Origin of the sequence: Rhizobium sp. BK049, assembly GCF_014193135.1 — a bacterium.
Classification (GTDB): domain Bacteria; phylum Pseudomonadota; class Alphaproteobacteria; order Rhizobiales; family Rhizobiaceae; genus Rhizobium.
This window is the reverse complement of sequence record NZ_JACHYV010000002.1, coordinates 25,256-48,388: the sequence shown is the minus strand read 5'-3', so window position 1 is coordinate 48,388 and position 23,133 is coordinate 25,256. Positions and strand designations below refer to the sequence as shown.

Below are 23,133 nucleotides of genomic sequence, written 5' to 3'. Positions count from 1 at the left end.
CCGATTCTTGCGCGCTCGTCCACTACGCTCAGATACGCTGTTTGACTGTGGCGAGCGCGCCTTTGAAGGCCTTTGCGAAGCTCTCGCGATCATCCGGATTGAGGAAGGAGCCGATATCCGTGCGCCGGCCCTCGCCGAAAATATGCATCGAGAGGATGCCGATCTCCTGATGCCTCCGAACGAGGAAACGCGCCCAGAACGGGTTGAAATGATGCTCTACCATCCGCCCCGATGGGGCAAACTTGCGCACCGATACGTCGGTGCGCGACACGGTGACCTGTTCGCGCACCCGCCCGGACCGGTAATTCAGCCAGAAGCCGCCGTAGAGAAGCACAAAATCCAATCCGAAGAAGAAGCCGATCGGCCAGGCGCCGGTGGCGATGAAGAACATCCCATAGAGGAAGCAGACGGCGCCGGACAGGATGAGCAGCACCTTGAAGCCGCGGCGGCCGAGCGACCGGTGGGGGAAGAGCTCGGCGGCGAAAACAGGCTGCTCGCTAGAGCTGTTGGCGTTGCTTTCCATCATGGCCGCTGAGTATAGAGTTTCCATGGCGAATCCGAAACTCAAATCCCCGCCGCAAGGCACGAATGTGATCACCCGCCGCAAACCGGCGGCGGCGGTGAAAACCGCCTATTCGCAGGCCGAGCGCGAGGAAATCTTCCGTCGCTTTTCGGTGCAGCGACCCGAGCCGCGGGGCGAGCTGGAGCATACCAACCCTTTCACCCTCGTCGTGGCGGTGGCTCTCTCCGCCCAGGCCACGGATGCCGGTGTCAACAAGGCGACGCGAGCGCTTTTCAAGGTGGCCGATACGCCGCAGAAAATGCTCGATCTCGGCGAGGACAAGCTTCGCGATTACATCAAGACAATCGGCCTTTACCGCAACAAGACGAAAAACGTCATCGCGCTCTCGCAAATGCTGGTCGACGACTTCGCCGGCAAGGTGCCGGAAACGCGCGAGGAACTGGTGCGCCTGCCGGGTGTCGGCCGCAAGACTGCCAATGTCGTGCTGTCGATGGCCTTTGGCCAGGCCACCATGGCCGTCGATACGCACATCTTCCGGATCGCCAATCGCATCAGGCTTGCTCCCGGCAAGACGCCTGATGAAGTCGAAGCACGATTGATGAAAGTGGTGCCGAAACACTACCTCTATCACGCCCATCACTGGCTGATCCTGCACGGGCGCTACACCTGCAAGGCACGCCGCCCCGAATGCGAGCGCTGCGTCATCGCCGATATTTGCAAATCGCCGGAGAAGAGTTCGGATGTGCCGGCCCCGCTGGTCGAGCTACCGCCGCAGGTGATCGGCGAGGCTGTCGAGTAGAACAGTGATCGCCCGCTCGTAACTCCGCCGTTCGGCGCCCGCCTCGATCGCAATTGCCGCGCGGTCGAAGCCCGCCGATAGCAGCAATGTCAGAGGCTCAAGCGTAGCGCCAGCTCTCGGAAGCATGGCTGCAAGTCCTGTCCGCAATGTCCTTTCCGCGTTGTCGGCATCGATCGCCTGGCTCGCCGGCAGACCGAGAACGGCAGGAGCGTCGATCAATAGCAGCCGCGTGCGGCCCTCCGCCATCATTGCGTCGAAATAGGCCGAAACGCCGGCAATCAGCGCGTCGCGCGGCGTATCATCGGACGCCGAAGATGCCCCGATTGCTTCGGCGACTGCGCGCGCCTCGACTTCGACAACCGCGCGAAAGAGCGCCTTCTTGTCTTCGAAATGATGATAGAGCGCTCCGCGTGTCACACCCGCCGCCGCTGCGATCTCCGGCGTCGCCGTTTCGGCATACCCTTTATCGACGAAGAGGCGTCGTCCGGCATCGATCAGCGCCCCTCTTGTCTGTTGCGTTCTTTCGCGATTGCTGCGGCTCATTTCCCCCATTTACATACAAACAGAGTGTATGTTAAGAATAAAAACATACAGTCTGTCGGTATCTATGGAGGAAAAGGATGAAATCGACGAGCTATTATCCTGTCATCATGACCGACGACGTTGCCGGTTCCGCCCGCTTCTATTGCGCGCATTTCGGCTTCGGGGCGTTGTTCGAGAGCGAGTGGTACGTTCATCTGCAATCGACCGAGGCGGAGCATGTCGCGCTCGCAATCCTCGACGGCAGCCACGAAACCATCCCGGCTGCGGCTCGCGGCAAAGTGTCCGGACTGCTCCTCAATTTCGAGGTTGCCGATGTCGATGCGGTCTACGCGGCCTGCAACAGCGCAAACCTCCCGATCCTGCAGGAGATCCGCGACGAGGATTTCGGCCAGCGGCATTTCATCACCGCCGATCCGAACGGCGTGCTGATCGACATCATCACGCCGATCCCGCCGAGCGCCGAATTTGCGCCAATGTACGAGACATCAGCCTTACCGGGTTGATCCTCAGGCGCGAAAACCGGCGTCCCTTGCCGATATCAGCTTGTGCAGATGCACCATCATGCCCGCGGCAAAGAGAGGCGTCAGCAGGTTGACCGCGGGGATCGCCAGAAAGAGCGCGATCACCAGCCCGCCGAGAAAGACCGTCGGCGCATGTTTGGCACGGAAGAGCCGCGCTTCATGCGGCGAACGGAAGCGCATGGCGGCGAATTCAAAGAATTCCCGTCCGAGCAAATAGCCGTTCACCAGAAAGAAAGCGACCAGATTGACGCCGGGAATGAACAGCAACAACAACGCCACGATATTGCCGAGGATCACCACCCCCAGGAATTTGATCGAGCTCGCCATCGCCGGGCCGAGCGGCATGGCGGCGCCCGGCGCGTCGCCGGGATAGTCACGTTTTTCGATAACGTCGGCGACATCGTCCAGGAAAAGGCCCGCAATAAGCGCCGTGACGGGCGAAAGCAGCAACGCCAGCACGAGCGCAAGGCCGACCCCGGCAAGGATTGCGAAGACCAGAGCAAACCATCCCGCCCAATCCGGCATATCGGGAAAGAAGCTGGTGATCCAGGGAAAGAGGAAGGCCATGAAGGCCCCGCGTAGTGCGAACCAGAGGCCGACGAGCACGAGAAGCGTCACGCCGAGCACCTTCCAGAAGACCAAGCGAGTCTCCGGCGCGAACAGATTGGCGAGCGAAAGGCGTGCGGCATCAAGAATCATTTCTTCAGCGTCTCCGGTTGCGCAAGAGATGTAGGAAAGGCGAATGCTACCGACAAGAGAGAATAAAATTGCAGGCTTTAATAGAAACTTGTCGCAATATTAGAACGAATATAATATTATGAGACGCAGAAATACGCATGGGCCTGAGAAGCAGCTTCCGACAATAGTTGCCAAGACAAGGGATTGCGATAGCGCATCCACGGAACGCCTCTGAGGAAATACGGGGAGGCTGATGTGGAAGACTTTGTACACAAACTCAGGCAATACGTAAAAAGCGGCACACCGGCCGAGCGTCGAATTGCGAAATATTTCTCCGAGCACCTGAACGACCTGCCGTTTGAGACGGCAGCATCTGTCGCCGACAGGCTGGACCTCTCGCCGATGACCGTCGGGCGCTTCCTGCGCGCGCTCGGCTATCAGGGTTTGGACAGCGTCAAGGTGGAAATTCGCGAGACCGTGACGACATCGCCGGCGCAGTTGCAGAGCGCCATGAGCGAACTGCATGCGGACGCCGCGGAGGGCAAGCCGCTTGCCGTGCTGGTTGCCGAGCAGATCCAGGCCCTGCATCACATCTATCATCTGACGGCGCAGCCGCTTTGGGCCGAAGCCGTCCGCCTGATCAGCACGGCCCGCGAAGTATCGATCGCCACGCATGCGCGGCTCGCAAGCCTTGCCAATCATTTCTCCCAGCGGCTGACGCAGGCCCGCGATGGCGTCCGCACGCTCGATGCCACCGACAACCGTTTTGCCGAACTCTTCGCCCGGCAGGCCGTCGACGACGCTTTGCTCGTCATCATCGACTGCCGCCGTTTCGCCAAGGCACGGCTGCTTGCCAGAACCGCGCGCCGCTACGGCTACAAGGTCGTGCTGATTTCGCCTCAGCAAGCAGACTGGATGGCAGATCAGTCAAACGTCATGCTGTCCTTGCCGCCGGCACGCGCTCCCGATCTCGACAACCTTCCGCCGCTGATCGCGCTGCTCGATTGCCTTTCGGAATCCGTCATTCTCGAAGTCGGAGAGGAGGCAGCGCTGCGCCGCCGCCGCATGCTGGAATTTGCGACCGTCCTCGGTGAAACCGCGAACCACTAGATGTGAGCTTTCAGAACATCGCTTCCAGCTCGGAACGGTGCCGATGCATGGCCAGAAGACGGCGATAATCGCGGTCGTAAAGCGCCTGTTTCGCTTTGTCGGGAAGCCGTTCGACGCCGCCCCGATACATCGCCTCGCCGGCTGCCGCCAAATCCTCGTGCAGGCCGCAGGCGACGGATGCCGCAATCGCCGTACCGAGCAGCACCGCCTCGTTCATCTTCGGCAACACGACCTTGCAGCCGGTGGCGTCGCTATAGAGTTCCATCAGCACCGGGTTCTTCACGTGTCCGCCGGCGATATGCAGCGTATCGGGCACGTAGCCGTAGTCCTTCATCGTCTCCAGGATATGGCGGATGCCGAGAGCGATCGCGACGGCAGACCGCCAATAGAGCGCGCAAAGCCCGTCGAAGGAAGTGTCGAGCGTCAGCCCGCTGATCACGCCGACGGCATGCGGATCGGCAAGCGGCGAGCGATTGCCGTGAAAGTCCGGCAGCACAAAAATACGCTCGCCGAAAGCGTCGCCCTCCTCTGCCCGCAATTCGGCGATGCGCGCGACGATCTTCTGGTGCAATGCCGCTGTCGGCTCACCGCCGGCCGCATGCATGCGCACGATATGGTCGAGCAGCGCACCGGTCGCCGATTGCCCCGCTTCCACCAGCCAGGACTGCGGGAAGACAACCTCATAATAAGGCCCCCACATGCCGTGGCTTGGCTTGCACTCCCGCGAGAAGGCGACGACGCAGCTCGACGTGCCGGCGATCAGTGCCAGCTGGCGCTCACGTGTTACGGGATCGGCGGCATAACCGCCGAGCGCCCCAAGCGCGCCGGCATAAGCGTCGATCATTCCCGCGGAGACATGGCACTCCCTAGTCAGCCCGAGCGCCTCGGCCGCATCAGCGGTCAGCCGGCCTATACTGCCGCCGACCGGCACAGTCTCATCCGGCAGCCGGCCGCGAGTCTGAAGATCATCGAGCCCGATCCGCTGCAGGAAATCCTGCTGCCATCCCTTTTCGAGATGGGCGAGATAATTCCATTTTGCCGTCAGCGTGCAACGAGAACGGGCGGTCGACCCAGTTGATTTCCAGGTCATGAAATCAGCAAGGTCGAAGAAATAGCCCGCCCTTTCCCACGTCGCCGGCAGCTTCTTCTTCAGCCACATCAGCTTCGGCATTTCCATTTCCGGCGACATGACGTGGCCGGAATGTTCAAGCACACTGTGCTCCGTCGCCGTGCAGAAGTCGGCTTCCTTCAGCGCGCGATGATCGAGCCACACGATGGTGTCGAAACGCCGCTCGCCGGTTGTGGACACGCTGATCGGCCGGCCGTCGACGTCGCGGACCACGAGGGAACAGGTAGCGTCGAAGCCGATTGCTCCGACCGAGGCGGCGGCAATACCGGATTGCTCCATCGCCTTGCGCACCGCGGTGCAGGCGGCCGACCAGATGTCTTCGGAATCGTGCTCGGCGTGGTTTTCACGCGGCCGGTTCATGACAATCGGATGTTCAGCCTTGGCCAGCAGATGGCCGCCGGCATCGAAGACGCCGGCGCGCGCGCTGCCGGTGCCGACATCCACCGCAACCACATGATCACGCATCAAATTGCAGTCCCGTCCAGCTTATGGTTGCGGACAAGGTGTATCAATTCCGGCATGGCGTCAAACACGACATCAGGCGAAAGCCGGTCGAGTTCGGCGCGGTATCCGGCGAAATTCGCATGCGATCCGCCGGTGAAGGCAAAGACCGTCATGCCCGCCGCCTTGGCGGCAGCAATGCCGGCCGGACTGTCCTCGATGACGAGGCAGGATCCCGGCTCGACATGCATTTGCCGTGCCGCGTGGAGGAAGAGATCGGGCGCCGGTTTCCCGCGCTTGACCATCGTCGCGCTGAAGATGTCGGGCAGCCTGTCGAGAAGTCCGGTGACGGACAGCGACAACCGGATTCGCTCCATCTGACTTGATGAAGCGACACAACAGGGAATGCCGAGCCCGTCGATCGTCGCCGCGATGCCGTCTATCGGCTTCAGCTCGGTGCGAAACCGCGCGTAGAGATCAGTGCGAATGCGCTCCAGGAATTCTTCGCCGGCGTGAATATTGAACTCGGTTTCCAGCGTATCGATGAGGGTTGCCAGGCTGCGTCCGAGGAAGCGCTCATAGGCCTGGTCTTCGGTAATCGAAACGCCGAGATCACTCATCGCCCTGACGAGCACGCTGATCGAGATCGGTTCGCTGTCGACGAGCACGCCGTCGCAATCGAAAATGACCAGCCGTGGTTCAGCATCAGCCATGAAAAAACCCAACCTGACTTCAATTCGGACGCATGATCGTCCCGCGTCGCCCGCAAGGCGGGATGGATGGCGCCAGCCGATGCCGCCATCCGCATTCCCCTTACACTGCGAGCTTGCCGTCGAGATAGAGCTGCAGCGTTTCCCGCGTGCCCTTTTCCCACAAGGTTTTAACAGCATGAGCAAAACGTTTGCGGAAAAGATCCGATTTCGCCACCTCGCCGAAAATATCATCGAAGCCGAGGAAGGCGGACGGATCGGCCTTGGCCTTCAGCGCCGCTGTGTGCAGGCGCTCGGCGCTGGCGTCGTTGAAGACGATATCCTTGCCGCTGTCGGTCTTGCCGGCGAAATAACGGCACCAAAGCGCCGAAACCAGCGCCAGGCCGATGACATCTCTGCCCTGGCGCAGATTGTCGAGCGTCGACGGCAGGATGAATTTCGGTTGGCGATTCGAGCCATCCTGCGCCAGACGCGGGATGGTATCGGCGATCTTCGGATTGAGAAGCCGATGTTCGATGAGGGCAAAATAATCCGTCAGCGAGGTGTTTGGCACCGGCGGCACGATCGGAATGATTTCGTCTGTCTCCAGCTTGGCCAGGAACGCCCGGATCAGCGGATCTTCCATGGCATCATGCACGAAATGAATGTCCATCAGCGCCGCCGGATAGGCGATCGCGGCATGCCCGCCGTTCAGGATACGGATCTTCATATGCTCGTAAGGCGTGACATCAGGAACGAAGGTGACGCCGACCTTTTCCAAGGCCGGGCGGCCGGCCGTGAACTTGTCTTCGAGCACCCACTGCTTGAATTCTTCGCAATAAACCGGCCAATTATCCTCAATGCCGAAATTGTCCCTGAGGAAATCGATCTCCCGCTGGCCGGTCGCCGGCGTAATTCGGTCGACCATCGCGTTTGGAAAGGCAACATTAGCCCTGATCCAGTCGGCAAGGGCGGCATCCGAAAGTGCTGCAGTGCCGATCACGGCATTGGCGGTGACGACGCCATTATGGGGAATGTTGTCGCAGGACATCACGGTGAAAGGTCCGATGCCCTTGTCCTTGCGCGCCTTGAGGCCAGCGACGATCAGACCGAAAACCGTCTTCGGCGCACCGGGATTTTGTCCATCGGCGGCGATAGCAGGATGGGCCGGATTGAACGTGCCTGAAGCATCGATGAAATAACCGCCCTCGGTGATCGTCAGCGAGACGATGCGTATCTCGGGATCGGCAAGCCTGGCGATGATGGCGGCAGGATCGCCGACCGGCAGAATGTCGATCATCGGTGCGGTGACACGCGCCGCCGTCTTGTTGTTGTCCTGCTCCACCACCGTCGTCAAGAAATCCTGCGCCGCAAGCTTCTCGCGCATGGCGGCATCCGATGGCAGAACGCCGGCACCGACAATTGCCCAGTCGTGATCGGCGCCCTGGTTGAAGAGATCGTCGAGATAGATCGCCTGATGCGCGCGGTGGAAATTGCCGACGCCGAAGTGCACGATGCCGGCTTTCAGCGACGCCCTGTCGTAGGAAGGGATGGCGGCAGTGCGCGCCGCGTCCGAAAGCGTTGCCAGCGATAATTTGCACGTCATGTTTCAGTCCTCTTGAAGGTCTTGCCGAGACGGCCGAGCGCCATCGCCCGGCTCACATGCCTGCCCCCAGCCGGCCGCCTGCTCAGATGGCAAGGCCGCCCTCGTTGAATTTATGAATGCGTGACCGGTCCGGCGTCAGATAGACCGGATCGCCCGCTTGCGCGGCAAAATCGCCACTGCCGCGCGCCGTCACCATCCCGATCCCCTCGACATCTATGTGCAGGAAGGTGTCGGAACCGAGATGCTCGGCAACGACGACCCTGCCCTTCCAATCGCCGCTCTCCATCGACAGCAGCATGTGTTCGGGACGGATGCCGAGCGTGTGCGCGCCGAGCTCGGCGGCGTTCTGGCCCTTGATGAAATTCATCTTCGGCGAGCCGATGAAGCCGGCGACGAAAAGATTGCGCGGGCGGCTGTAGAGTTCGAGCGGCGAGCCGACCTGCTCGATATTGCCGCGGTTCAGCACGACGATCTTGTCGGCCATGGTCATGGCCTCGACCTGGTCATGGGTGACATAGATCATCGTCGTCTTCAGCTGCTGATGCAACTCGCTGATTTCGAGGCGCATATTGACGCGCAGAGCCGCGTCGAGATTCGACAGCGGTTCATCGAAGAGAAAGGCTGAAGGCTGGCGCACGATGGCGCGACCGATCGCGACGCGCTGGCGCTGACCGCCGGAAAGCTGGCGCGGCTTGCGCTCGAGATAGTCGGTGAGGTTCAGCACTCGTGCCGCATCCGTCACCTTACGGTCGATTTCCGCCTTGTCGACGCCCGCCATCTTCAGCGGGAAGGCGATGTTGTTGCGCACGCTCATATGCGGATAGAGCGCGTAGGACTGGAACACCATGGCAAGGCCGCGCTCCGACGGCGCCTTCTCGGTGGCGTCCTTGCCGTCGATGACGATCTTGCCGCCGGAGACATCCTCAAGACCGGCGATCAGCCTGAGCAGCGTGGACTTGCCGCAGCCGGATGGACCGACGAAGACGACGAACTCGCCGTCGTTGATATCGAGATCGATCGAAGGGATGACCTTGGCTTCGCCGAAGACCTTGGAAACCTTCTGAAGGGTAATGCTGCCCATGTTTGTCTCCCTTTTCTTATTTCACTGCGCCGAAGGTCAGGCCGCGGACGAGTTGCTTCTGGCTGAACCAGCCGAGGATCAGGATCGGCGCGATCGCCATGGTCGAGGCCGCCGAGAGCTTGGCATAGAACAAGCCTTCGGGGCTGGAATAGGAGGCGATGAAGGCCGTCAGCGGTGCCGCCTTCGAGGCGGTGAGGTTGAGCGTCCAGAAGGCCTCGTTCCAGGCAAGGATGATGTTCAGAAGCAGCGTCGAGGCAATGCCCGGCACCGCCATCGGCGTCAGCACGTAGACGATCTCCTTCATCAGCGAGGCGCCGTCCATGCGGGCCGCTTCGAGGATCTCACCGGGAATTTCCTTGAAGTAGGTGTAGAGCATCCAGACGATGATCGGCAGATTGATCAGCGTCAGCACGATCACCAGCCCGATGCGCGTGTCGAGCAGACCGGAATTGCGGAACATCAGATAGATGGGGATCAGCGCGCCCACAGGCGGCATCATCTTGGTCGAGAGCATCCACATCAGCACGTCCTTCGTCCGCTTGGTGGGCGCGAACGCCATCGCCCAGGCGGCCGGAATGGCGATGATCAGGCCGATCAGCGTCGAGCCGAAGGAAATGACCACCGAGTTCATGAAGTGGCTGAGATAGTTCGACCGGCTCTGCACTTCCGCATAGTTCTCCGCGGTCCAGTGGAAGAACAGGAACTGCGGCGGCGAGGCGATGGCGTCGGCTTCCGACTTGAAGCTGGTCAGGAACGTCCAGAGGATCGGGAAGAAGATCAGGATGCCGAGCGTCCAGGCGACCGCCGTCACGATGAGCTTGCGCTGAGTTGTGACTTTTCTGGCCATCTCAAGCCTCCAGATTCTTGCCGACGAGGCGGACGAGGAAGATCGCGACAATATTGGCAAGCACGACCGCGACGATGCCGCCTGCAGAAGCGCCGCCGATATCGAACTGCAGCAGAGCCTGCGCATAGACGAGATAGGTGAGGTTGGTGCTGTCGGTGCCCGGCCCGCCATTGGTGGTGACGAGGATTTCGGCGAAGACCGAGAGCAGGAAGATCGTCTGGATCAGGATCACCACGGTGATGGCACGCGCCATGTGCGGCAGGATGATGTAGATGAATTTCGAGATCGCCCCGGCGCCGTCCATTTCGGCCGCCTCCTTCTGCTCCTCGTCGAGCGACTGCAGCGCCGTCAACAGGATGAGGGTGGCAAAGGGCAGCCACTGCCAGGCGACGATGAGGATGACGGACAGGAGCGGCGCATTCGCCAGCCAGTCGATCGGCTGCAGGCCAAGCGCTTTCGCAAGATGCGCAAACAAGCCGTTGACCGGGTTCATGAACATGTTCTTCCAGACGAGTGCTGCCACTGTCGGCATGACGAAGAACGGCGCGATGACAAGGATGCGCACGATGCCCTGGCCGTACATCGGTTGGTCGAGCAGCAGCGCGAAGGCGATGCCGCCGACGACGGTGACGACGAGAACGCCGGCAACAAGCAGCAGCGTATTGATCAGCGCGGCGATGAAGGCCGGATCTGACAGGAAATATTCGTAGTTCAGCAGGCCGACGAAGCTCTCCATGCCAGGGCTGAGCAGATTATAGTTCAGCAGAGAGAAATAGATCGTCATCGCAAGCGGGACGATCATCCACGCAAAGAGGAACAGCACGGAGGGCGCAATCATCAGGCGCGCCGCGGAGCGAGTATGTGTTGTTGCCATGGCAATCACCGATCTGAAGTGAAGCGGGGAGCGGCCGCAATGCAGCTTGATCTGGAAAAGAGGCCGCCGATGCGGTTTGGGCAATCGGCGGCCCAGAGGGGCGGATTGTCAAGGATCCGCCTCTTCTCAGGAGGTTATTTGATGTAGCCGGCTTTGGTCATTTCGCGGGTCGCCAGCTGCTGTGCGCTCTTCAAAGCCTGATCGACCGAAATCTGGCCGGCAAGGGCTGCCGAGAACTGCTGGCCCACCGCCGTGCCGATGCCCTGGAATTCCGGGATCGCCACGAACTGGACGCCGACATAAGGGACCGGCTTGACGGTCGGCTTGGTCGGGTCGGCCGAGTTGATCGAATCGAGGGTCATCTTGGCGAAGGGAGCAGCCTTCTGATACTCCGCATTCGCATAAAGCGAGGTGCGGGTGCCGGGAGGTGCGTTCAGCCAGCCTTCCTTCTCGGCAACCAGGTTGGTGTACTCCTTGCTCGTTGCCCAGGCGACAAACTTCTCGGCGGCCTCGACCTTCTGCGAGCCTGCCGGAATGGCGAGGTTCCAGGCCCAGAGCCAGTTGCCGCGCTTGCCGAGGCCCTTGTCCGGAGCGAGCGCGAAGCCGACCTTGTCGGCGACCTGCGACTGCTTCGGATCGGAGACGAAGGAAGCGGCAACCGTCGCGTCGATCCACATGCCGCACTTGCCGGTCTGGAAGAGCGCCAGGTTTTCATTGAAGCCGTTGGAGGAGGCGCCCGGAGGGCCGGCTTCCTTCATCAGGTTGACGTAGAAGGTCAGCGTGTCCTTCCACTCGGGCTGATCGAACTGCGGCTTCCACTTCTCATCGAACCAGCGCGCACCGAAGGAGTTCGACATAGCCGTCAGGAAGGCCATGTTTTCGCCCCAGCCAGCTTTGCCGCGCAGGCAGATGCCGTAGATTTCCTTGTCCTTGTTGGTGACCTTCTTCGCGGCGTCCGCGATGAAGTCCCAGGTCGGCGCGTCGGGCATCTTCAGGCCAGCGGCGTCGAAAAGGTCTTTGCGGTACATGACCATGGAGCTTTCGCCATAGAACGGCGCGGCATAGAGTTTGCCGTCCATGCTGATGCCGCTGCGGATGGCCGGCAGCAGGTCGTTGACGTCATAGGCGTCGCCGAGATTGTCGAGCGGCAGCAGCCAGCCCTGCTTCGCCCAGATCGGAACTTCATAGGTGCCGATCGTCAGAACGTCGTACTGGCCGCCCTTGGTCGCGATGTCGGTCGTGACCTTCTGGCGCAGCACGTTTTCTTCGAGGGTGACCCATTCAAGGTCTATGCCGGGATTCTTTGCCTTGAAGTCGTCCGTCAGCTTCTGCATCCGGATCATGTCGCCGTTGTTGACGGTCGCAATTGTCAGCGTCTCGGCTGAAGCCATGCCGGCAAACGCCAATGCTGAGCAGGCGCCCAGCAGGAAAGTTCTCAATGTCATATCTTCCTCCCAGAAGACGAGATGTGAGCATTCGCTTTGCTCATGAGCAATTACTCATCACTGCGTTAAAAAAGTCAATCGACAATCGTTGCTGCGATGCCGAAGGCAGTGGTCTTGTCCTTGATTTAATTGCTATATTTTTTGCTCAGCTATTGAGCAAAAACTCAGCGGTCTCTTCATCGGTGATCAGAGCATTGATTTGATGGCCGACTACGGCGGCTCTGATAGCCTTATATTTTCGCTTGCCTTTGGCGAGCCCGATGACCATCGAAGCCTCGCGGGACGGGATCGGCGCCGAGGCGACACGCTCGTTGATCGGGTTGTCGAGCAGTTTGCCGTCGACATCGAAGATCCAGCCGCAGATTTCACCGACGGCGCCTCCACGCATCAGTTCCATCATCTCGTCCTTTTCAAGAAAGCCATCGACGCAGAGCGGCCCGTCGATGCCGAGCTCGCCGATGCCGACGAAGGTGACGTCTGCCTGCGCGCTCATGTCGAGCGTCGAGCGCACCAGTTGCTGCCCATGTAGCAGCTCCCGTTCTTCGGCCGAGGTGACGAGCACCGGCAGCGGCATCGGATAGTGCCGCGCCTTGACTGCGTCCGCCATGCTGAAGATGACGTTGTAATAGGCGGCCGAACCGTCCGGCGCGATATTGCCGGTCAGCGAGACGATCCGGTGATTGGGACATTCGATCGCCGGAAGCTGGTCGACCGCCGCCTTCAGCGTGCGGCCGGTGCCAACCGCCAGCACGATCGGTTCCGGCCGCTTCAGCCAGCGCTCGATCTCGGCCGCACCCGCCTCGGCGATGCCGATGGTGGTCGACGAGGAACCCGCATCGCTCGGCACCACTTCCACATGTTTCAGCCCGAATTTTCGCCGCAGCTGGTTGGCAAGCTCGAGGCAGGCGGCGATCGGATGGTCGAGCCGCACTTTGATCAGACGCTCGGCGACAGCAAGCGACACCAGCCGCTGCGCCGATTGCCGTGAAATGCCCATCGTGGCGGCGATTTCATCCTGCGTGCGTCCGGCGACATAATAAAGCCAACCGGCACGGGCTGCATCGTCGAGCCGTGCAGGGGTCTCGGATCTTTTTGCCATCTACTGCCTACCGCGCAAAATGAGCCGGCTTGCCGCCGCCGGCATGATGTGAGTCTCTATCCACGCCAGTTCAAAACAAAATTCCCGAAAATGTCGAGCCTGTTGACGCAACCGCTCAGGCGAACCATTGCATGACGAAATAAATCGACGCCTTCGCGAGACCGTAAATCACGCTGCCGGCAATGACGAGCGACACGGTCGTCATGATAAAGCCAATGAGCGCGAAAAGCCCGTCACGGCCCATAATGCCGAACGCGAACACCGAAATGGTGATTGCCGGCAGGATATTGCCGAGCGGCACCGGCAGAACCAGCACGATCGAAAGCAGCAGACAGGCGAGGCCGGCGAAATATTCCGCCGGCGGTTCGGCGAAGATGGCAAGTCGCGGCTTCAGCATGCGCTCCGCCCAGGCGAGCCAGCGATGGATGCGGCCGACGATAGTCTCGAAATCCTCCCGCCGCATCGAGCGGTTTGCGATCGCCTTCGGCAGCCAGGGTTTTAGCCCGAAGGTCAATTGGGCCGCCAGAAAAACCAGCGGCGCGCCAAGCACGGCCGATGTGCCGGGCGGGGTGGGAAAAGCGTTCGGCAGCGCGAAGATCAACATCAGAGCACTGATCGCCCTGTCACCCATCGTCTCGAACAGATCGCCGATCGAAATCCACTCCCGGCTTTGATCGCCTGCCAACTGCCGCAGGACAGCTGAGAGGCGGCGGCCTTTTGGGCGGGGCGGACGTGGTCTTCGGCGTCTGTGGGGATCGGCGTTTTCGAAGGTCATGATACCGTTAGATGATGGAATGCCAAGCCCGATCTTGGCCGCGCAATATGCCAATTGAATGACTTAAGGGACAGGAAATCAATGAGAAGACCTGTCGGCGGCCATTTACATTCGACCGCCGCTTTTTTGCGCCGCAAGCGCGTGGCAGGCAGATGCATCAAGGCTTGTAATTCCCTGCCAACAGTGCGAGCAGACGCTGAAGGCTAGAGAAACGGCAGGCAGGCAATGATCATTTCATTCGACATCGGCGGTTCCGCCATCAAGGGCGGCATCGCCCGCTCCGAGACAGACATCGTTCCCCTTGGCCGCCGTCCGACGCCGAAGGATGATTTTGGCGCTTTTGTCGAGACCCTGTGCGATATCATCGCCGAAACCGGCGAACGCCCGAGCCGTATTGCCCTCTCGATCGCTGGCGTCGTCGATCCCGATACCCAGCGGCTGACCTGCGCCAACATTCCCTGCATCCACGGCCGCACGCTCGCGGCCGATCTCGAAGCCGAACTCGGCTTGCCGGTGCTGATCGCCAATGACGCCGACTGTTTCGCCATGGCTGAAGCCGGTCTCGGCGCCGGCCGCGGCCACCGCATCGTCTTCGGTGCCATCCTCGGCACCGGCGTCGGCGGCGGTCTGGTCGCCGACGGGCGCCTCGTCAATGAGGCCGGAGGCTTTGCCGGTGAATGGGGTCATGGCCCGATCATCGCCTCGGCGGCCGGCAATCCGCCCGTCGCCATTCCCGCCTATTCCTGTGGCTGCGGCCAGAAGGGCTGTGTCGACACTGTCGGCGGCGCCCGCGGGCTGGAGCGCCTGCATAAGACGCTGCATGATCTCAAACTCTCAAGCGAAGAGATCATCGGTCAGTGGCGACGAGGGGAGGAGAAGGCGACACGCACCATCGACGTCTATATCGATCTGGTTGCATCACCGCTCGCCCTGACGATCAACATCACCGGCGCCACCATCGTTCCGGTCGGCGGCGGACTTTCCAATGTCGAGCCCTTGCTTGCCGAGCTAGACAAGGCCGTGCGTACCCGCATCCTGCGCAAATTCGACCGTCCGCTGGTGGTGCCGAGTGAATGCCGCATCGAACCCGGCCTGATCGGCGCAGCGCTGTTGGGGCTTAAGGCGGAAGCAATCACGTCTTAAAGCACCGGCCACATCCGCACGATCGCTGCGAACCGGTCCCAGTCTTTGCGTTCCAATGGCGTCCACCCGGCTTCGGCGACGGCCGGAAGGCGCGGGAAGACCAGCCGGTTGAAATAGGCGCGAGAGAGGAAGTTTTCAGTCCAGATGCAAGCCTGGACGCCGCGCAGCTTCTCCCGCAGCGCATCCGGCAACTCGCCCTCGGCCTCGTAAGCATAGGTGTGCTCCGGCGGCGCATGGCCAGCCCAGCTCGCGCCGGGCTCACACCAGGCTTCCGCTTGCGCCATGTCGAGATAATAGGCTTGGCCCGGCGTCATCACCACATCGTAACCTTGCTGCGCAAGCTCGATGCCGACAGCGGGCTTTTCCCAGGCCATCAGCAAAGTGCCGTCGCGATCGACGCCGCCGCCATGCGAGACTTCGTTCCAGCCGGCGAGCTTTCTGCCGCGCTCCGACAACATGGCCTTGATCCGTTTCAGCAAAAAGGATTGCAGCTCCGCTGTGCCGGCAATTTTCTCCCGTTCCATCAGCGCGTTGCAAAGCGGCGAGGAAAGCCAGGCGCCGCTTGCGACCTCGTCGCCGCCGATATGGATATATTCACCGGGGAACAGCGTGACCATCTCGTCGAACACCTTCCCGAGAAACTCATAGGTGAATTCGACCGCCGGGTTGAGGGCATTATTGGGATAACCCTGCACGGCGCGATAGCTGTCCGGCGCCTCCTGCCCGTCGACGAGTTCGGGCAGTGACAACAGCGTCGCGGTGCTATGGCCGGGAACATCGATTTCCGGCACTACTTCTATATGAAGCGACGCAGCATGCGCGACGATCCGCCTGACATCCTCCTGCGTGTAATGGCCGGAGCGCGGTTCCGCCCCGTCACCAAGCTGCGGCACAAGCACCTCGTCCGGCCCGCGCAGCGCGCCGATCTCCGTAAGCTGGGGATAGGCCTTGATCTCCAGCCGCCAGGTTTCGTCGTCTGTCAGGTGCCAATGGAAGATGTTGAGCTTGTTCCAGGCGAGGATATCGATCAGCCGCATGACGTCAGCCACCGGATAGAACTGTCTGGCCACATCGAGATGGCAGCCGCGCCAGTCATAACGAGGCTGGTCGGCGATCGTGCCGAAATTCGGAAATCTGAAGCTCTCCCGATTGGCACGCGCGCCGTGCATGATTTGCGCCAGACTGATCAGGCCATAGTGCCGACCCGCCGCATCCGCGCTGGAGAGCACGACCTCATGCGCGGTAAATCGTATTTCATAGGCGAACGCAGCGATCGATGATTCGGTAACGAAACGAATAGCCCGCCCGCCCTTTACGGCGCAGAGCGAGAATGGCACATTTTCGGCCGGATAAAGCCGCTGGTAAAGCGAAAGAACCAGAGACAACGCCTTGACCGCCTCGGGCCGTGTCCTCTCGGCCGGATAAAGGACGAGCGGCAGTTCTCCCGCCTTCAACGCGAGCGCCAGCGGCCAGGGCAGCAGCGAATAAGGCTCCTCTACCCGGCCCGGCGGCAGAAGCGGCGGCGCAATTCCGCCATCGCGGTCTTCGAGAATCAGATCGCCGAAGGCGACAGCAATGTGGCGCCCGTCGCCAAGTGTCAGATAGGCCGATTTGACCCCCGATGTCACATGTTTCGGCTCTCGGGTCAGTCCCTCGACAGTGAACCGCCAGTGGCCGCCCGGCGGCACACTCAGCCCGTCGGGCGGCCGGAATTCATGGAGATGCGCGACTTGTCGCTTCAGGCTGCCGCCATCGCAGACGTGTTTTTCGGCAACCCGTGTCTCCGACGTATAGGCGAGCGAGAAACTGGAAAGCGGCTCGGCTGAAAGATTGAAGAGCGTGAAGATCAAGCGCCCGAAACTGCCTTCGACCGGATGCCAGCTTGTTTCCAGACGATAATCGGCCATGGTCGCGCTTCCCCTGTCAATGGACGGCCGGGATGACGGCTTGTGCCCCGGCAGCTTTCAAAAGCTTAGCTTTTTCGAGGTGGCAATGGAATCGGCGCGAGTCGAGACGAAGCGGGCAGTGATGCGAATCGTGAGATTGCGGCCTGCAAGGAAAACGGCGCGGCTTTCGCCGCGCCGTCCTCACTCGGCTGCCAACGCCGGCGGATGTCTGTCATCCGCCTCTTCCTGGATGGCGTCGGCATCCCGGCCTGGCTCGTCCTTTGCCTTCGGCTCCCGGCCGAAGAAAAGGGCGTAACCGGCGGGCAGAACCAGAATGGTGAGCACTGTCGCAACCAAGATGCCGCCCATCATGGCGAAGGCGAGCGGACCCCAGAAGACGCCGCGCGAGATCGGGATCAACGCCAGCACGGCGGTCAGCGCCGTCAGCATGATCGGCCGGAAACGCCGCACGGCCGCACCGACGATCGCCTCCTGCCGGTGCATACCAGCCTTGATGTCCTGATCGATCTGATCGACCAGAATGATCGAATTGCGCATGATAATGCCGAGCAGCGCGATGACACCGAGAATCGCCACAAAGCCGAAGGGCGCGCCGCTGATCAGCAAGGCGGCGGCCGCCCCGATGATGCCGAGCGGGCCGGTGGCAAGCACCAGCATCGCCTTGCCGAAATGCTGCAGCTGCACCATCAGCAGCACGATGATGACGGCGAGCATGATCGGCGCCTTGGCGGCAATCGACATCTGGCTTTCCGCCGCATCCTCGGCACCGCCCTGGATCTCGACGTTGTAGCCGGCCGGCAGGCTGTCGCGCAGGTCCTTCATGTCGGCATACATCTTCATGACCACGTCATTCGGCTGCACGCCGTCCGGCAGCGTCGCGCGCACCGTGATCGTCGGCAGCCGGTCGCGCCGCCATTCGATGCCCTGCTCCATGACGGGCACGACCTTGGCGACCTGCGAGACCGGAACGAAGTCGCCGAAATCCGTTGGCACGTAGACGGAATTGACCGCCGACAGCAGCGAGCGGCTGGCATCCGGCTCGCGGGCAACGATCGAGACCGTCTCCTCGCCGTCGCGGAAATCGTCGAGCGGAGCCCCGGACATGGCGGTCTGCAGCATCTGGCGCACGCGCTGCGAGGTCACGCCAAGCGCCCGGGCGCGGTCCTGGTCGATCACCAGCTTCATCGCCGGCACCGGCTCCAGCCAGTCGTCATGGATGGCGCCGAGCATCGGGTTGGCCGTAAAGCGCGCCTTCACCTGATCGGCGATCGCTCGCACCTCCTGACGGTCAGGCCCCATGATGCGCATCTGCACCGGCCAGCCTGTGGGCGGGCCGAGGAAGAGGCGGTCGACCTTGCCGCGGATCGATGGGAAGTCTTCGGCAAGAATGGTGCGCAGCTTGACGATCAGCCGTTCGCGCGCCGGTTCGTCCTTCGCCATAACCAGCAGCTGGGCGAAGTTCGGGTTGCGCAGCTGCTGGTCGAGCGGCAGGAAGAAACGCGGTGCGCCTTCGCCGATATAGGTGGCGATGAACCGCTTGTCGGGATCATCCATCATCTTCGCTTCGAGCGCCTTCGCCTGCACTTCGACTTCCCGAATGCTGGTGCCTTCGGGCAGCCAGAGATCGACCAGGATTTCCGGCCGCGAGGATTGCGGGAAGAAATTCTGCGGAATGAACTGGAAGGCCCAGAGGCTGGTGACGAAGGTTCCGAGCGTCAACAGCAGCACGATCACCCGATGGCGAACCGCCCAGCCGACGGTGCCGCGCAGCCGGCGATAAAAGGGGGTGTCGAAGGCATCATGATGCTCGCCGGCGTGATGGCGCTGCTTGAGGATCATGTAACCGAGCCACGGCGTAAAATAGACCGCGACGAACCACGAGGTAACAAGCGCGATGCCGACGACGTAGAACAGCGAGCGGACATATTCGCCGGCCGTCGATGCGGCGAAACCAACGGGAATGAAGCCGGCCGTGGTGATCAGCGTCCCCGTCAGCATCGGGAAGGCGGTTGAGGAATAGGCAAAGCTTGCCGCCTCGATCTTGACCAGTCCCTCCTCCAGCTTCCGCTCCATCATCTCGACGACGATCATCGCATCGTCGACCAGCAGGCCGAGCGCGATGATCAGGGCGCCGAGCGAGATGCGCTGCAGGTCGATGCCGAGTTCGTACATCAGCGCGAAAGTGGCGGCGAGCACCAGCGGAATGGCGATGGCGATGACGAGGCCCGAGCGCCAGCCAATCGACAGGAACGAGACGACGAGCACGATGATGAGGGCTTCGCCGAGTGCATGCATGAATTCGCCGATCGCATCCGTTACCACGTCGGGCTGGTTGGCGATCTGATCGACGGCGACGCCGTAAGGCAGCGATTCCTCGAAGCGCTGATAGGTCGCCTCCACATCCTTGCCGACATCGGTGACGTTGAAGCCCTTGGCCATGACGACGCCGACCTGGACGCTGTCATGGCCGTTGAACCGGTACTTGCGCTGGTAGGGATCTTCGAGCCCGGAACTGACGGTGGCGATATCGCCGAGGCGTGTCACCTGGGCGCCTGCGCGAAGGCTGAGCTCACGGATATCGGCCGCCTTCTTCACGTCGCCTTCGACAGAGATGCGTACCGAACGCAGGCCGGTATCGACCGAGCCCGCCGGATCGACATTGTTCTGACCCTTGATGGCGTTCTGCAGGTCGAGGATCGTCAGGCCGCGCTCGGCGAGCGCCTTGGAAGAGACGTCGATATAAATCTTCTCAGGCTGGTCGCCGATGATGACCGCCTTCTCGACGCCCGGTGTCGTCAGCAGCATGTCGCGCGCCTGGATCGCGAACTTCTTCAGTTCCGGATAGGTATAACCCTCGCCGCTGATCGAATGCAGGGTGATGAAGGTATCGCCGAACTCATCGTTGAAATAGGGGCCGAGCAGACCTTGCGGCAGCTCGCTGGAGATATCACCGACCTTCTTGCGCACCTGGTAGAAGGCATCGGCCACGTCCTTCGAATTCGTATCACCCTTGACCTGAAGCGTGATGATGGCGCTGCCCGCCCGCGTATAGGACTTGACCCAGTCGAGATGCGGGGTTTCCTGCAGCTTGCGCTCGATCTTGTTGACGACCTGATCTTCCATTTCCTGAATGGAAGCGCCTGGCCAGATCGCCTGGACGACCATGACGCGGAAAGTAAATTCGGGATCCTCGCGCTGGCCCATGCGCATCAGGCCGAGCACGCCGGTGATGATGATCAGGCCGAAGAGGAAGCGGGCGATGCTCGGATGTCCGATCGCCCAGCGCGACAGATTGAAGGGCCGTTTTTCCGCGGTGGCGTCCATGGTCCTGGTTCCCTGTTGAAGCGCGATTAGCGAACGGCCTGGTCGGTATCGGCCTGGGCCGACTGCTGGTTCGGCACCTTCACCTTCAGGTTCTCGCTCATGAATTGGGTGCCGGCGGCAACGACGAGATCGCCGCTATCGAGGCCTTGGGTCACATGCACGCCGTCGCCGGTGAAATCGGCGACTTCGATGATGCGGCCATGCACCGTCGCCGTGTCACGGTCGACCGTCCAGACCATCTGCTGGCCGTCCTTTTCGGCCAGCGCAGTGAGCGGGATCGAGACATAGCTGTTGCCGTTGTTGACATCGGCTTCGATGGTCGCGGTCATGCCTAGCAACACCCGCGGATCGTTCGGCAGGCTCACGCGAACCGCAAAGGTGCGCGACTGCTGGTCGGCGCTGCCGGAAACCTCGCGCACCTTGCCGTCGAGCACCAGCCTGGCATCAGCCCAGAAACTGGCCTTGACCGTTTTGCCGGGCTTGAATTCGGCAATGTCGTTTTCCGGAACCGCGATCTGCACTTCCTTTTCACCATCGACGGCAACGGTCAAAACGGGGCTGCCGGAGCCAACGACCTGGCCGATATCGGCATTGATCGATGTCACTATCCCATTCTGGCCGGCCTTGAGCTCGGTATAGCTCACCTGGTTCTTCGCCTGATCCAGCGCCGAGAGCGCTGCGTCGCGCTGCGAGATCGCCTGGTCATGGCTGAGTGCTGCCTGTTCGAGCTGCGACTTCGGGGCGACGCTCTTGTCGAACAACTGCTCGGCGCGCTTGTTGGCGAGATCGGCGGTTTCGACGCCCCTTTCGGCCGCGGCGAGATTGGCCTCCGCCGTCTTGACCGCGAGCTGATAGTCCGTGGCATCGATGCGGGCGAGAACGTCACCCGGCGTCACCCGGTCGCCGATATCGACGAGACGCTCGGTGATCTTGCCGGCCACCCGAAACCCGAGGTTCATCTCCGTGCGCGCCTTGACAGACCCCGAATAATCGAGCTTGCGGGTATCGTCGGCTTTGGCGATCTCCACGACCTTCACCGGCCGAATAACTTCCTTGACCTCAGCTTTTTCTTCCGAGCAGGCGGACAGGCCGATCCCGATGACGCCGATGAGCGCGAGGTTCGCGACGGACGGCATGCGGTTGCTGAGGGTGTTGAGCGAAAACATCTTCCGCACTCCTGGAATGTTTCGGGGGACCGACGACGGCTGCCGTCGATTATTTCTTGAGCGCCCTGATGGCGTAATCGATCAGTTCGTCGACGGCAGCGCGGTTGGTCTTCGCGAGACATTGCGCCACCATCTGGGGATGACAGAGATTGACCGTCGCCGCGCCGAAGCAGCGCGAGGCGACCACCGGATCGTGCTCGGCGAACTCGCCGGAGGCGATGCCTTCGGCGATGATTTCAGCAATCAGATCATGGACGCGATCGATATGTTTCTCGATGACATGCCAGTCGCGCTCGATCGCGACCACGATCATCTCGTGCACCTTCATCTCGTCGAGCATCGTATCCATCGTCCATTGATACTGGGTCTCGACATAAAGGCGCAGCCGTTCGCTGGCGCTGAGCGGCTGGTGGCGGATGTCGTAAGCGAGCTGATAGCAAGTGGCGAGCATGCGTCCGCAGAGCGCCTGATGGATCTCCACCTTCGAAGCGAAGAATCGATAAATATTGGCCGGCGACATGCCGAGATCGCGGGCGATGTCTGCCACCGTCGTTTTACTGTAGCCGTAGTGACGGAACAGCCGCTCGGCCGCGTCGAGTATCCGCATGATATTCTCCTGCCGCGTGACGTCGAGCGTATTTTCCGCAATGTCGTTCATGAACTTCGAGACCTCAAGTAACGACTGACGATTTTCGAATTTCGTCAGTCGTAAAATATCAAACGTCACTTGTCAATGCCGCCTGCGTAACGCGAGCGGTGTGATAAATTTCGAAACGAGGTGATGATGAGCGCGAGCCACGATTGAAAAGTGCCGCGACATCAGACGCGCGGCACTTCGCGGCAATAGCAGAAAAAAATCAGGCGAGCTTGACGTCGAGCGTGATCGGAACGGCGGCGAGCGCCTTGGAAATCGGGCAGCCGGCTTTCGCCTTGTTGGCCAGTTCGGTGAAGGTCGCCTCATCTGCACCGGGGACGCGGCCGGAAAGTGAGAGATGGATGGCAGTGACGGCGAAGCCACCCTCGACGCTTTCGAGCGTCACCTTGGCCGAGGTTTCCATATGCTCGGCGGTGAAGCCGGCTTCGCCGAGGATGAGCGACAGCGCCATGGTGAAGCAGCCGGCATGGGCAGCGCCGATCAGCTCTTCCGGGTTGGTGCCGGGAATGCCTTCGAAGCGGCTGGCAAAGCCGTAGGGATAGTCTGTCAGGGCGCCACTCTGGGTCGAGATCAAGCCCTTGCCGTCCTTGAGGCCGCCGCTCCAATGAGCCGAAGCCGTGCGATTGATCTGCATGCCGTCCTCCTGTTTCGATGGTTTTGAGGAAGCGGCAGGGCGCCGCTCCATGCCTGAGGGAGATTGGATAGCCTCCCGGTGGGACAATATAACGCTCTGTCCTGAGAAGACGACAGGCTCGTAAAAATCGACGAAATAGAAAGC

General features: G+C 61.2%; 21 protein-coding genes. 4 read left to right on the top strand and 17 right to left on the bottom strand.

What is annotated here, in order from left to right; genetic code table 11:
• Positions 1–28 precede the first annotated feature (28 nt).
• On the bottom strand, positions 29–526 hold the full coding sequence (locus tag FHT70_RS02215) for a DUF2244 domain-containing protein (RefSeq protein WP_183698966.1): 498 nt from the start codon (positions 524–526) through the stop codon (positions 29–31).
• Here FHT70_RS02215 and nth point away from each other — a divergent pair.
• Positions 525–1,322, top strand: a complete 798-nt coding sequence (gene nth, locus FHT70_RS02210; protein ID WP_183698602.1) for an endonuclease III — start codon at positions 525–527, stop codon at positions 1,320–1,322. The two genes, FHT70_RS02215 and nth, sit on opposite strands and share 2 nt — an antisense overlap.
• Here nth and FHT70_RS02205 read toward each other — a convergent pair.
• On the bottom strand, positions 1,287–1,865 hold the full coding sequence (locus FHT70_RS02205) for a TetR/AcrR family transcriptional regulator (RefSeq protein ID WP_183698600.1): 579 nt from the start codon (positions 1,863–1,865) through the stop codon (positions 1,287–1,289). The genes nth and FHT70_RS02205 overlap by 36 nt on opposite strands.
• Before the next feature lie 77 nt (positions 1,866–1,942).
• On the opposite strand from FHT70_RS02205, the gene FHT70_RS02200 reads away from it, so the two are divergent.
• On the top strand, positions 1,943–2,368 hold the full coding sequence (locus FHT70_RS02200) for a VOC family protein (RefSeq protein WP_183698598.1): 426 nt from the start codon (positions 1,943–1,945) through the stop codon (positions 2,366–2,368).
• A 3-nt stretch (positions 2,369–2,371) separates the two neighbouring features.
• Here the strand turns inward: FHT70_RS02200 and FHT70_RS02195 are convergent, their stop codons facing one another.
• Positions 2,372–3,085, bottom strand: coding sequence for a sulfate transporter family protein (locus FHT70_RS02195; RefSeq protein WP_183698596.1), 714 nt, complete (start codon positions 3,083–3,085; stop codon positions 2,372–2,374).
• 234 nt (positions 3,086–3,319) lie between these two features.
• On the opposite strand from FHT70_RS02195, the gene FHT70_RS02190 reads away from it, so the two are divergent.
• Positions 3,320–4,174 carry a MurR/RpiR family transcriptional regulator gene (locus FHT70_RS02190; RefSeq protein WP_085779547.1) on the top strand — a complete coding sequence of 285 codons (855 nt, stop codon included), beginning with the start codon at positions 3,320–3,322 and terminating at the stop codon, positions 4,172–4,174.
• A gap of 10 nt (positions 4,175–4,184) precedes the next feature.
• On the opposite strand, the gene FHT70_RS02185 is transcribed toward FHT70_RS02190, so the two are convergent.
• From FHT70_RS02185 to FHT70_RS02145, 9 genes are all read right to left on the bottom strand, one after another.
• Positions 4,185–5,768, bottom strand: a complete 1,584-nt coding sequence (locus FHT70_RS02185) for an FGGY-family carbohydrate kinase (RefSeq protein ID WP_183698594.1) — start codon at positions 5,766–5,768, stop codon at positions 4,185–4,187.
• Positions 5,768–6,457 (bottom strand): HAD family hydrolase, encoded by a 690-nt coding sequence (locus FHT70_RS02180; RefSeq protein WP_097597432.1) that lies wholly within the window; start codon positions 6,455–6,457, stop codon positions 5,768–5,770. The genes FHT70_RS02185 and FHT70_RS02180 overlap by 1 nt, the downstream gene beginning before the upstream one ends.
• Before the next feature lie 100 nt (positions 6,458–6,557).
• Positions 6,558–8,039: a mannitol dehydrogenase family protein gene (locus FHT70_RS02175; protein ID WP_183698592.1), complete on the bottom strand. Its 1,482-nt coding sequence runs from the start codon at positions 8,037–8,039 to the stop codon at positions 6,558–6,560.
• Between the two features lie 82 nt (positions 8,040–8,121).
• Entirely contained in the window at positions 8,122–9,120 is a 999-nt protein-coding gene (locus FHT70_RS02170; protein WP_183698590.1) for an ABC transporter ATP-binding protein, read from the bottom strand.
• Positions 9,121–9,136: 16 nt separating this feature from the next.
• Positions 9,137–9,967 (bottom strand): carbohydrate ABC transporter permease, encoded by an 831-nt coding sequence (locus tag FHT70_RS02165; RefSeq protein ID WP_085779552.1) that lies wholly within the window; start codon positions 9,965–9,967, stop codon positions 9,137–9,139.
• Between the two features lies 1 nt (position 9,968).
• On the bottom strand, positions 9,969–10,841 hold the full coding sequence (locus FHT70_RS02160; protein ID WP_085780200.1) for a sugar ABC transporter permease: 873 nt from the start codon (positions 10,839–10,841) through the stop codon (positions 9,969–9,971).
• A gap of 134 nt (positions 10,842–10,975) precedes the next feature.
• A complete protein-coding gene (locus tag FHT70_RS02155) occupies positions 10,976–12,286 on the bottom strand; it encodes a sugar ABC transporter substrate-binding protein (RefSeq protein ID WP_085779553.1) in 1,311 nt (436 codons plus the stop codon).
• 145 nt (positions 12,287–12,431) lie between these two features.
• Positions 12,432–13,385 (bottom strand): sugar-binding transcriptional regulator, encoded by a 954-nt coding sequence (locus tag FHT70_RS02150; protein ID WP_183698588.1) that lies wholly within the window; start codon positions 13,383–13,385, stop codon positions 12,432–12,434.
• A 115-nt stretch (positions 13,386–13,500) separates the two neighbouring features.
• Positions 13,501–14,079, bottom strand: a complete 579-nt coding sequence (locus FHT70_RS02145) for an exopolysaccharide biosynthesis protein (protein WP_176536217.1) — start codon at positions 14,077–14,079, stop codon at positions 13,501–13,503.
• A 306-nt stretch (positions 14,080–14,385) separates the two neighbouring features.
• Between FHT70_RS02145 and FHT70_RS02140 the strand changes: the two genes are divergently transcribed.
• Positions 14,386–15,303 (top strand): ROK family protein, encoded by a 918-nt coding sequence (locus tag FHT70_RS02140; RefSeq protein ID WP_183698586.1) that lies wholly within the window; start codon positions 14,386–14,388, stop codon positions 15,301–15,303.
• Here the strand turns inward: FHT70_RS02140 and FHT70_RS02135 are convergent.
• The 5 genes from FHT70_RS02135 to FHT70_RS02115 all read right to left on the bottom strand — a co-directional run bounded on the left by FHT70_RS02135 (position 15,300) and on the right by FHT70_RS02115 (position 22,989).
• Positions 15,300–17,210, bottom strand: coding sequence for a family 20 glycosylhydrolase (locus tag FHT70_RS02135; protein ID WP_183698585.1), 1,911 nt, complete (start codon positions 17,208–17,210; stop codon positions 15,300–15,302). The two genes, FHT70_RS02140 and FHT70_RS02135, sit on opposite strands and share 4 nt — an antisense overlap.
• A 180-nt stretch (positions 17,211–17,390) precedes the next feature.
• A complete protein-coding gene (locus FHT70_RS02130; RefSeq protein WP_097597163.1) occupies positions 17,391–20,534 on the bottom strand; it encodes an efflux RND transporter permease subunit in 3,144 nt (1,047 codons plus the stop codon).
• A 26-nt stretch (positions 20,535–20,560) separates the two neighbouring features.
• Positions 20,561–21,700 (bottom strand): efflux RND transporter periplasmic adaptor subunit, encoded by a 1,140-nt coding sequence (locus FHT70_RS02125; protein ID WP_097597162.1) that lies wholly within the window; start codon positions 21,698–21,700, stop codon positions 20,561–20,563.
• A 49-nt stretch (positions 21,701–21,749) separates the two neighbouring features.
• Positions 21,750–22,358: a TetR family transcriptional regulator gene (locus FHT70_RS02120; protein ID WP_097597161.1), complete on the bottom strand. Its 609-nt coding sequence runs from the start codon at positions 22,356–22,358 to the stop codon at positions 21,750–21,752.
• A 199-nt stretch (positions 22,359–22,557) separates the two neighbouring features.
• Positions 22,558–22,989 (bottom strand): OsmC family protein, encoded by a 432-nt coding sequence (locus FHT70_RS02115; protein ID WP_085779561.1) that lies wholly within the window; start codon positions 22,987–22,989, stop codon positions 22,558–22,560.
• Positions 22,990–23,133: the final 144 nt, after the last annotated feature.

Excerpts from the sequence above, each read along its gene's own strand:
- nth (WP_183698602.1), top strand. The coding sequence starts at position 525 with ATGGCCGCTGAGTATAGAGTTTCCATGGCGAATCCGAAACTCAAATCC.
- FHT70_RS02215 (WP_183698966.1), bottom strand. The coding sequence starts at position 526 with ATGATGGAAAGCAACGCCAACAGCTCTAGCGAGCAGCCTGTTTTCGCC.
- FHT70_RS02205 (WP_183698600.1), bottom strand. The coding sequence starts at position 1,865 with ATGAGCCGCAGCAATCGCGAAAGAACGCAACAGACAAGAGGGGCGCTG.
- FHT70_RS02200 (WP_183698598.1), top strand. The coding sequence starts at position 1,943 with ATGAAATCGACGAGCTATTATCCTGTCATCATGACCGACGACGTTGCC.
- FHT70_RS02195 (WP_183698596.1), bottom strand. The coding sequence starts at position 3,085 with ATGATTCTTGATGCCGCACGCCTTTCGCTCGCCAATCTGTTCGCGCCG.
- FHT70_RS02185 (WP_183698594.1), bottom strand. The coding sequence starts at position 5,768 with ATGCGTGATCATGTGGTTGCGGTGGATGTCGGCACCGGCAGCGCGCGC.
- FHT70_RS02180 (WP_097597432.1), bottom strand. The coding sequence starts at position 6,457 with ATGGCTGATGCTGAACCACGGCTGGTCATTTTCGATTGCGACGGCGTG.
- FHT70_RS02175 (WP_183698592.1), bottom strand. The coding sequence starts at position 8,039 with ATGACGTGCAAATTATCGCTGGCAACGCTTTCGGACGCGGCGCGCACT.
- FHT70_RS02170 (WP_183698590.1), bottom strand. The coding sequence starts at position 9,120 with ATGGGCAGCATTACCCTTCAGAAGGTTTCCAAGGTCTTCGGCGAAGCC.
- FHT70_RS02165 (WP_085779552.1), bottom strand. The coding sequence starts at position 9,967 with ATGGCCAGAAAAGTCACAACTCAGCGCAAGCTCATCGTGACGGCGGTC.
- FHT70_RS02160 (WP_085780200.1), bottom strand. The coding sequence starts at position 10,841 with ATGGCAACAACACATACTCGCTCCGCGGCGCGCCTGATGATTGCGCCC.
- FHT70_RS02155 (WP_085779553.1), bottom strand. The coding sequence starts at position 12,286 with ATGACATTGAGAACTTTCCTGCTGGGCGCCTGCTCAGCATTGGCGTTT.
- FHT70_RS02150 (WP_183698588.1), bottom strand. The coding sequence starts at position 13,385 with ATGGCAAAAAGATCCGAGACCCCTGCACGGCTCGACGATGCAGCCCGT.
- FHT70_RS02140 (WP_183698586.1), top strand. The coding sequence starts at position 14,386 with ATGATCATTTCATTCGACATCGGCGGTTCCGCCATCAAGGGCGGCATC.
- FHT70_RS02135 (WP_183698585.1), bottom strand. The coding sequence starts at position 17,210 with ATGGCCGATTATCGTCTGGAAACAAGCTGGCATCCGGTCGAAGGCAGT.
- FHT70_RS02130 (WP_097597163.1), bottom strand. The coding sequence starts at position 20,534 with ATGGACGCCACCGCGGAAAAACGGCCCTTCAATCTGTCGCGCTGGGCG.
- FHT70_RS02125 (WP_097597162.1), bottom strand. The coding sequence starts at position 21,700 with ATGTTTTCGCTCAACACCCTCAGCAACCGCATGCCGTCCGTCGCGAAC.
- FHT70_RS02120 (WP_097597161.1), bottom strand. The coding sequence starts at position 22,358 with ATGAACGACATTGCGGAAAATACGCTCGACGTCACGCGGCAGGAGAAT.
- FHT70_RS02115 (WP_085779561.1), bottom strand. The coding sequence starts at position 22,989 with ATGCAGATCAATCGCACGGCTTCGGCTCATTGGAGCGGCGGCCTCAAG.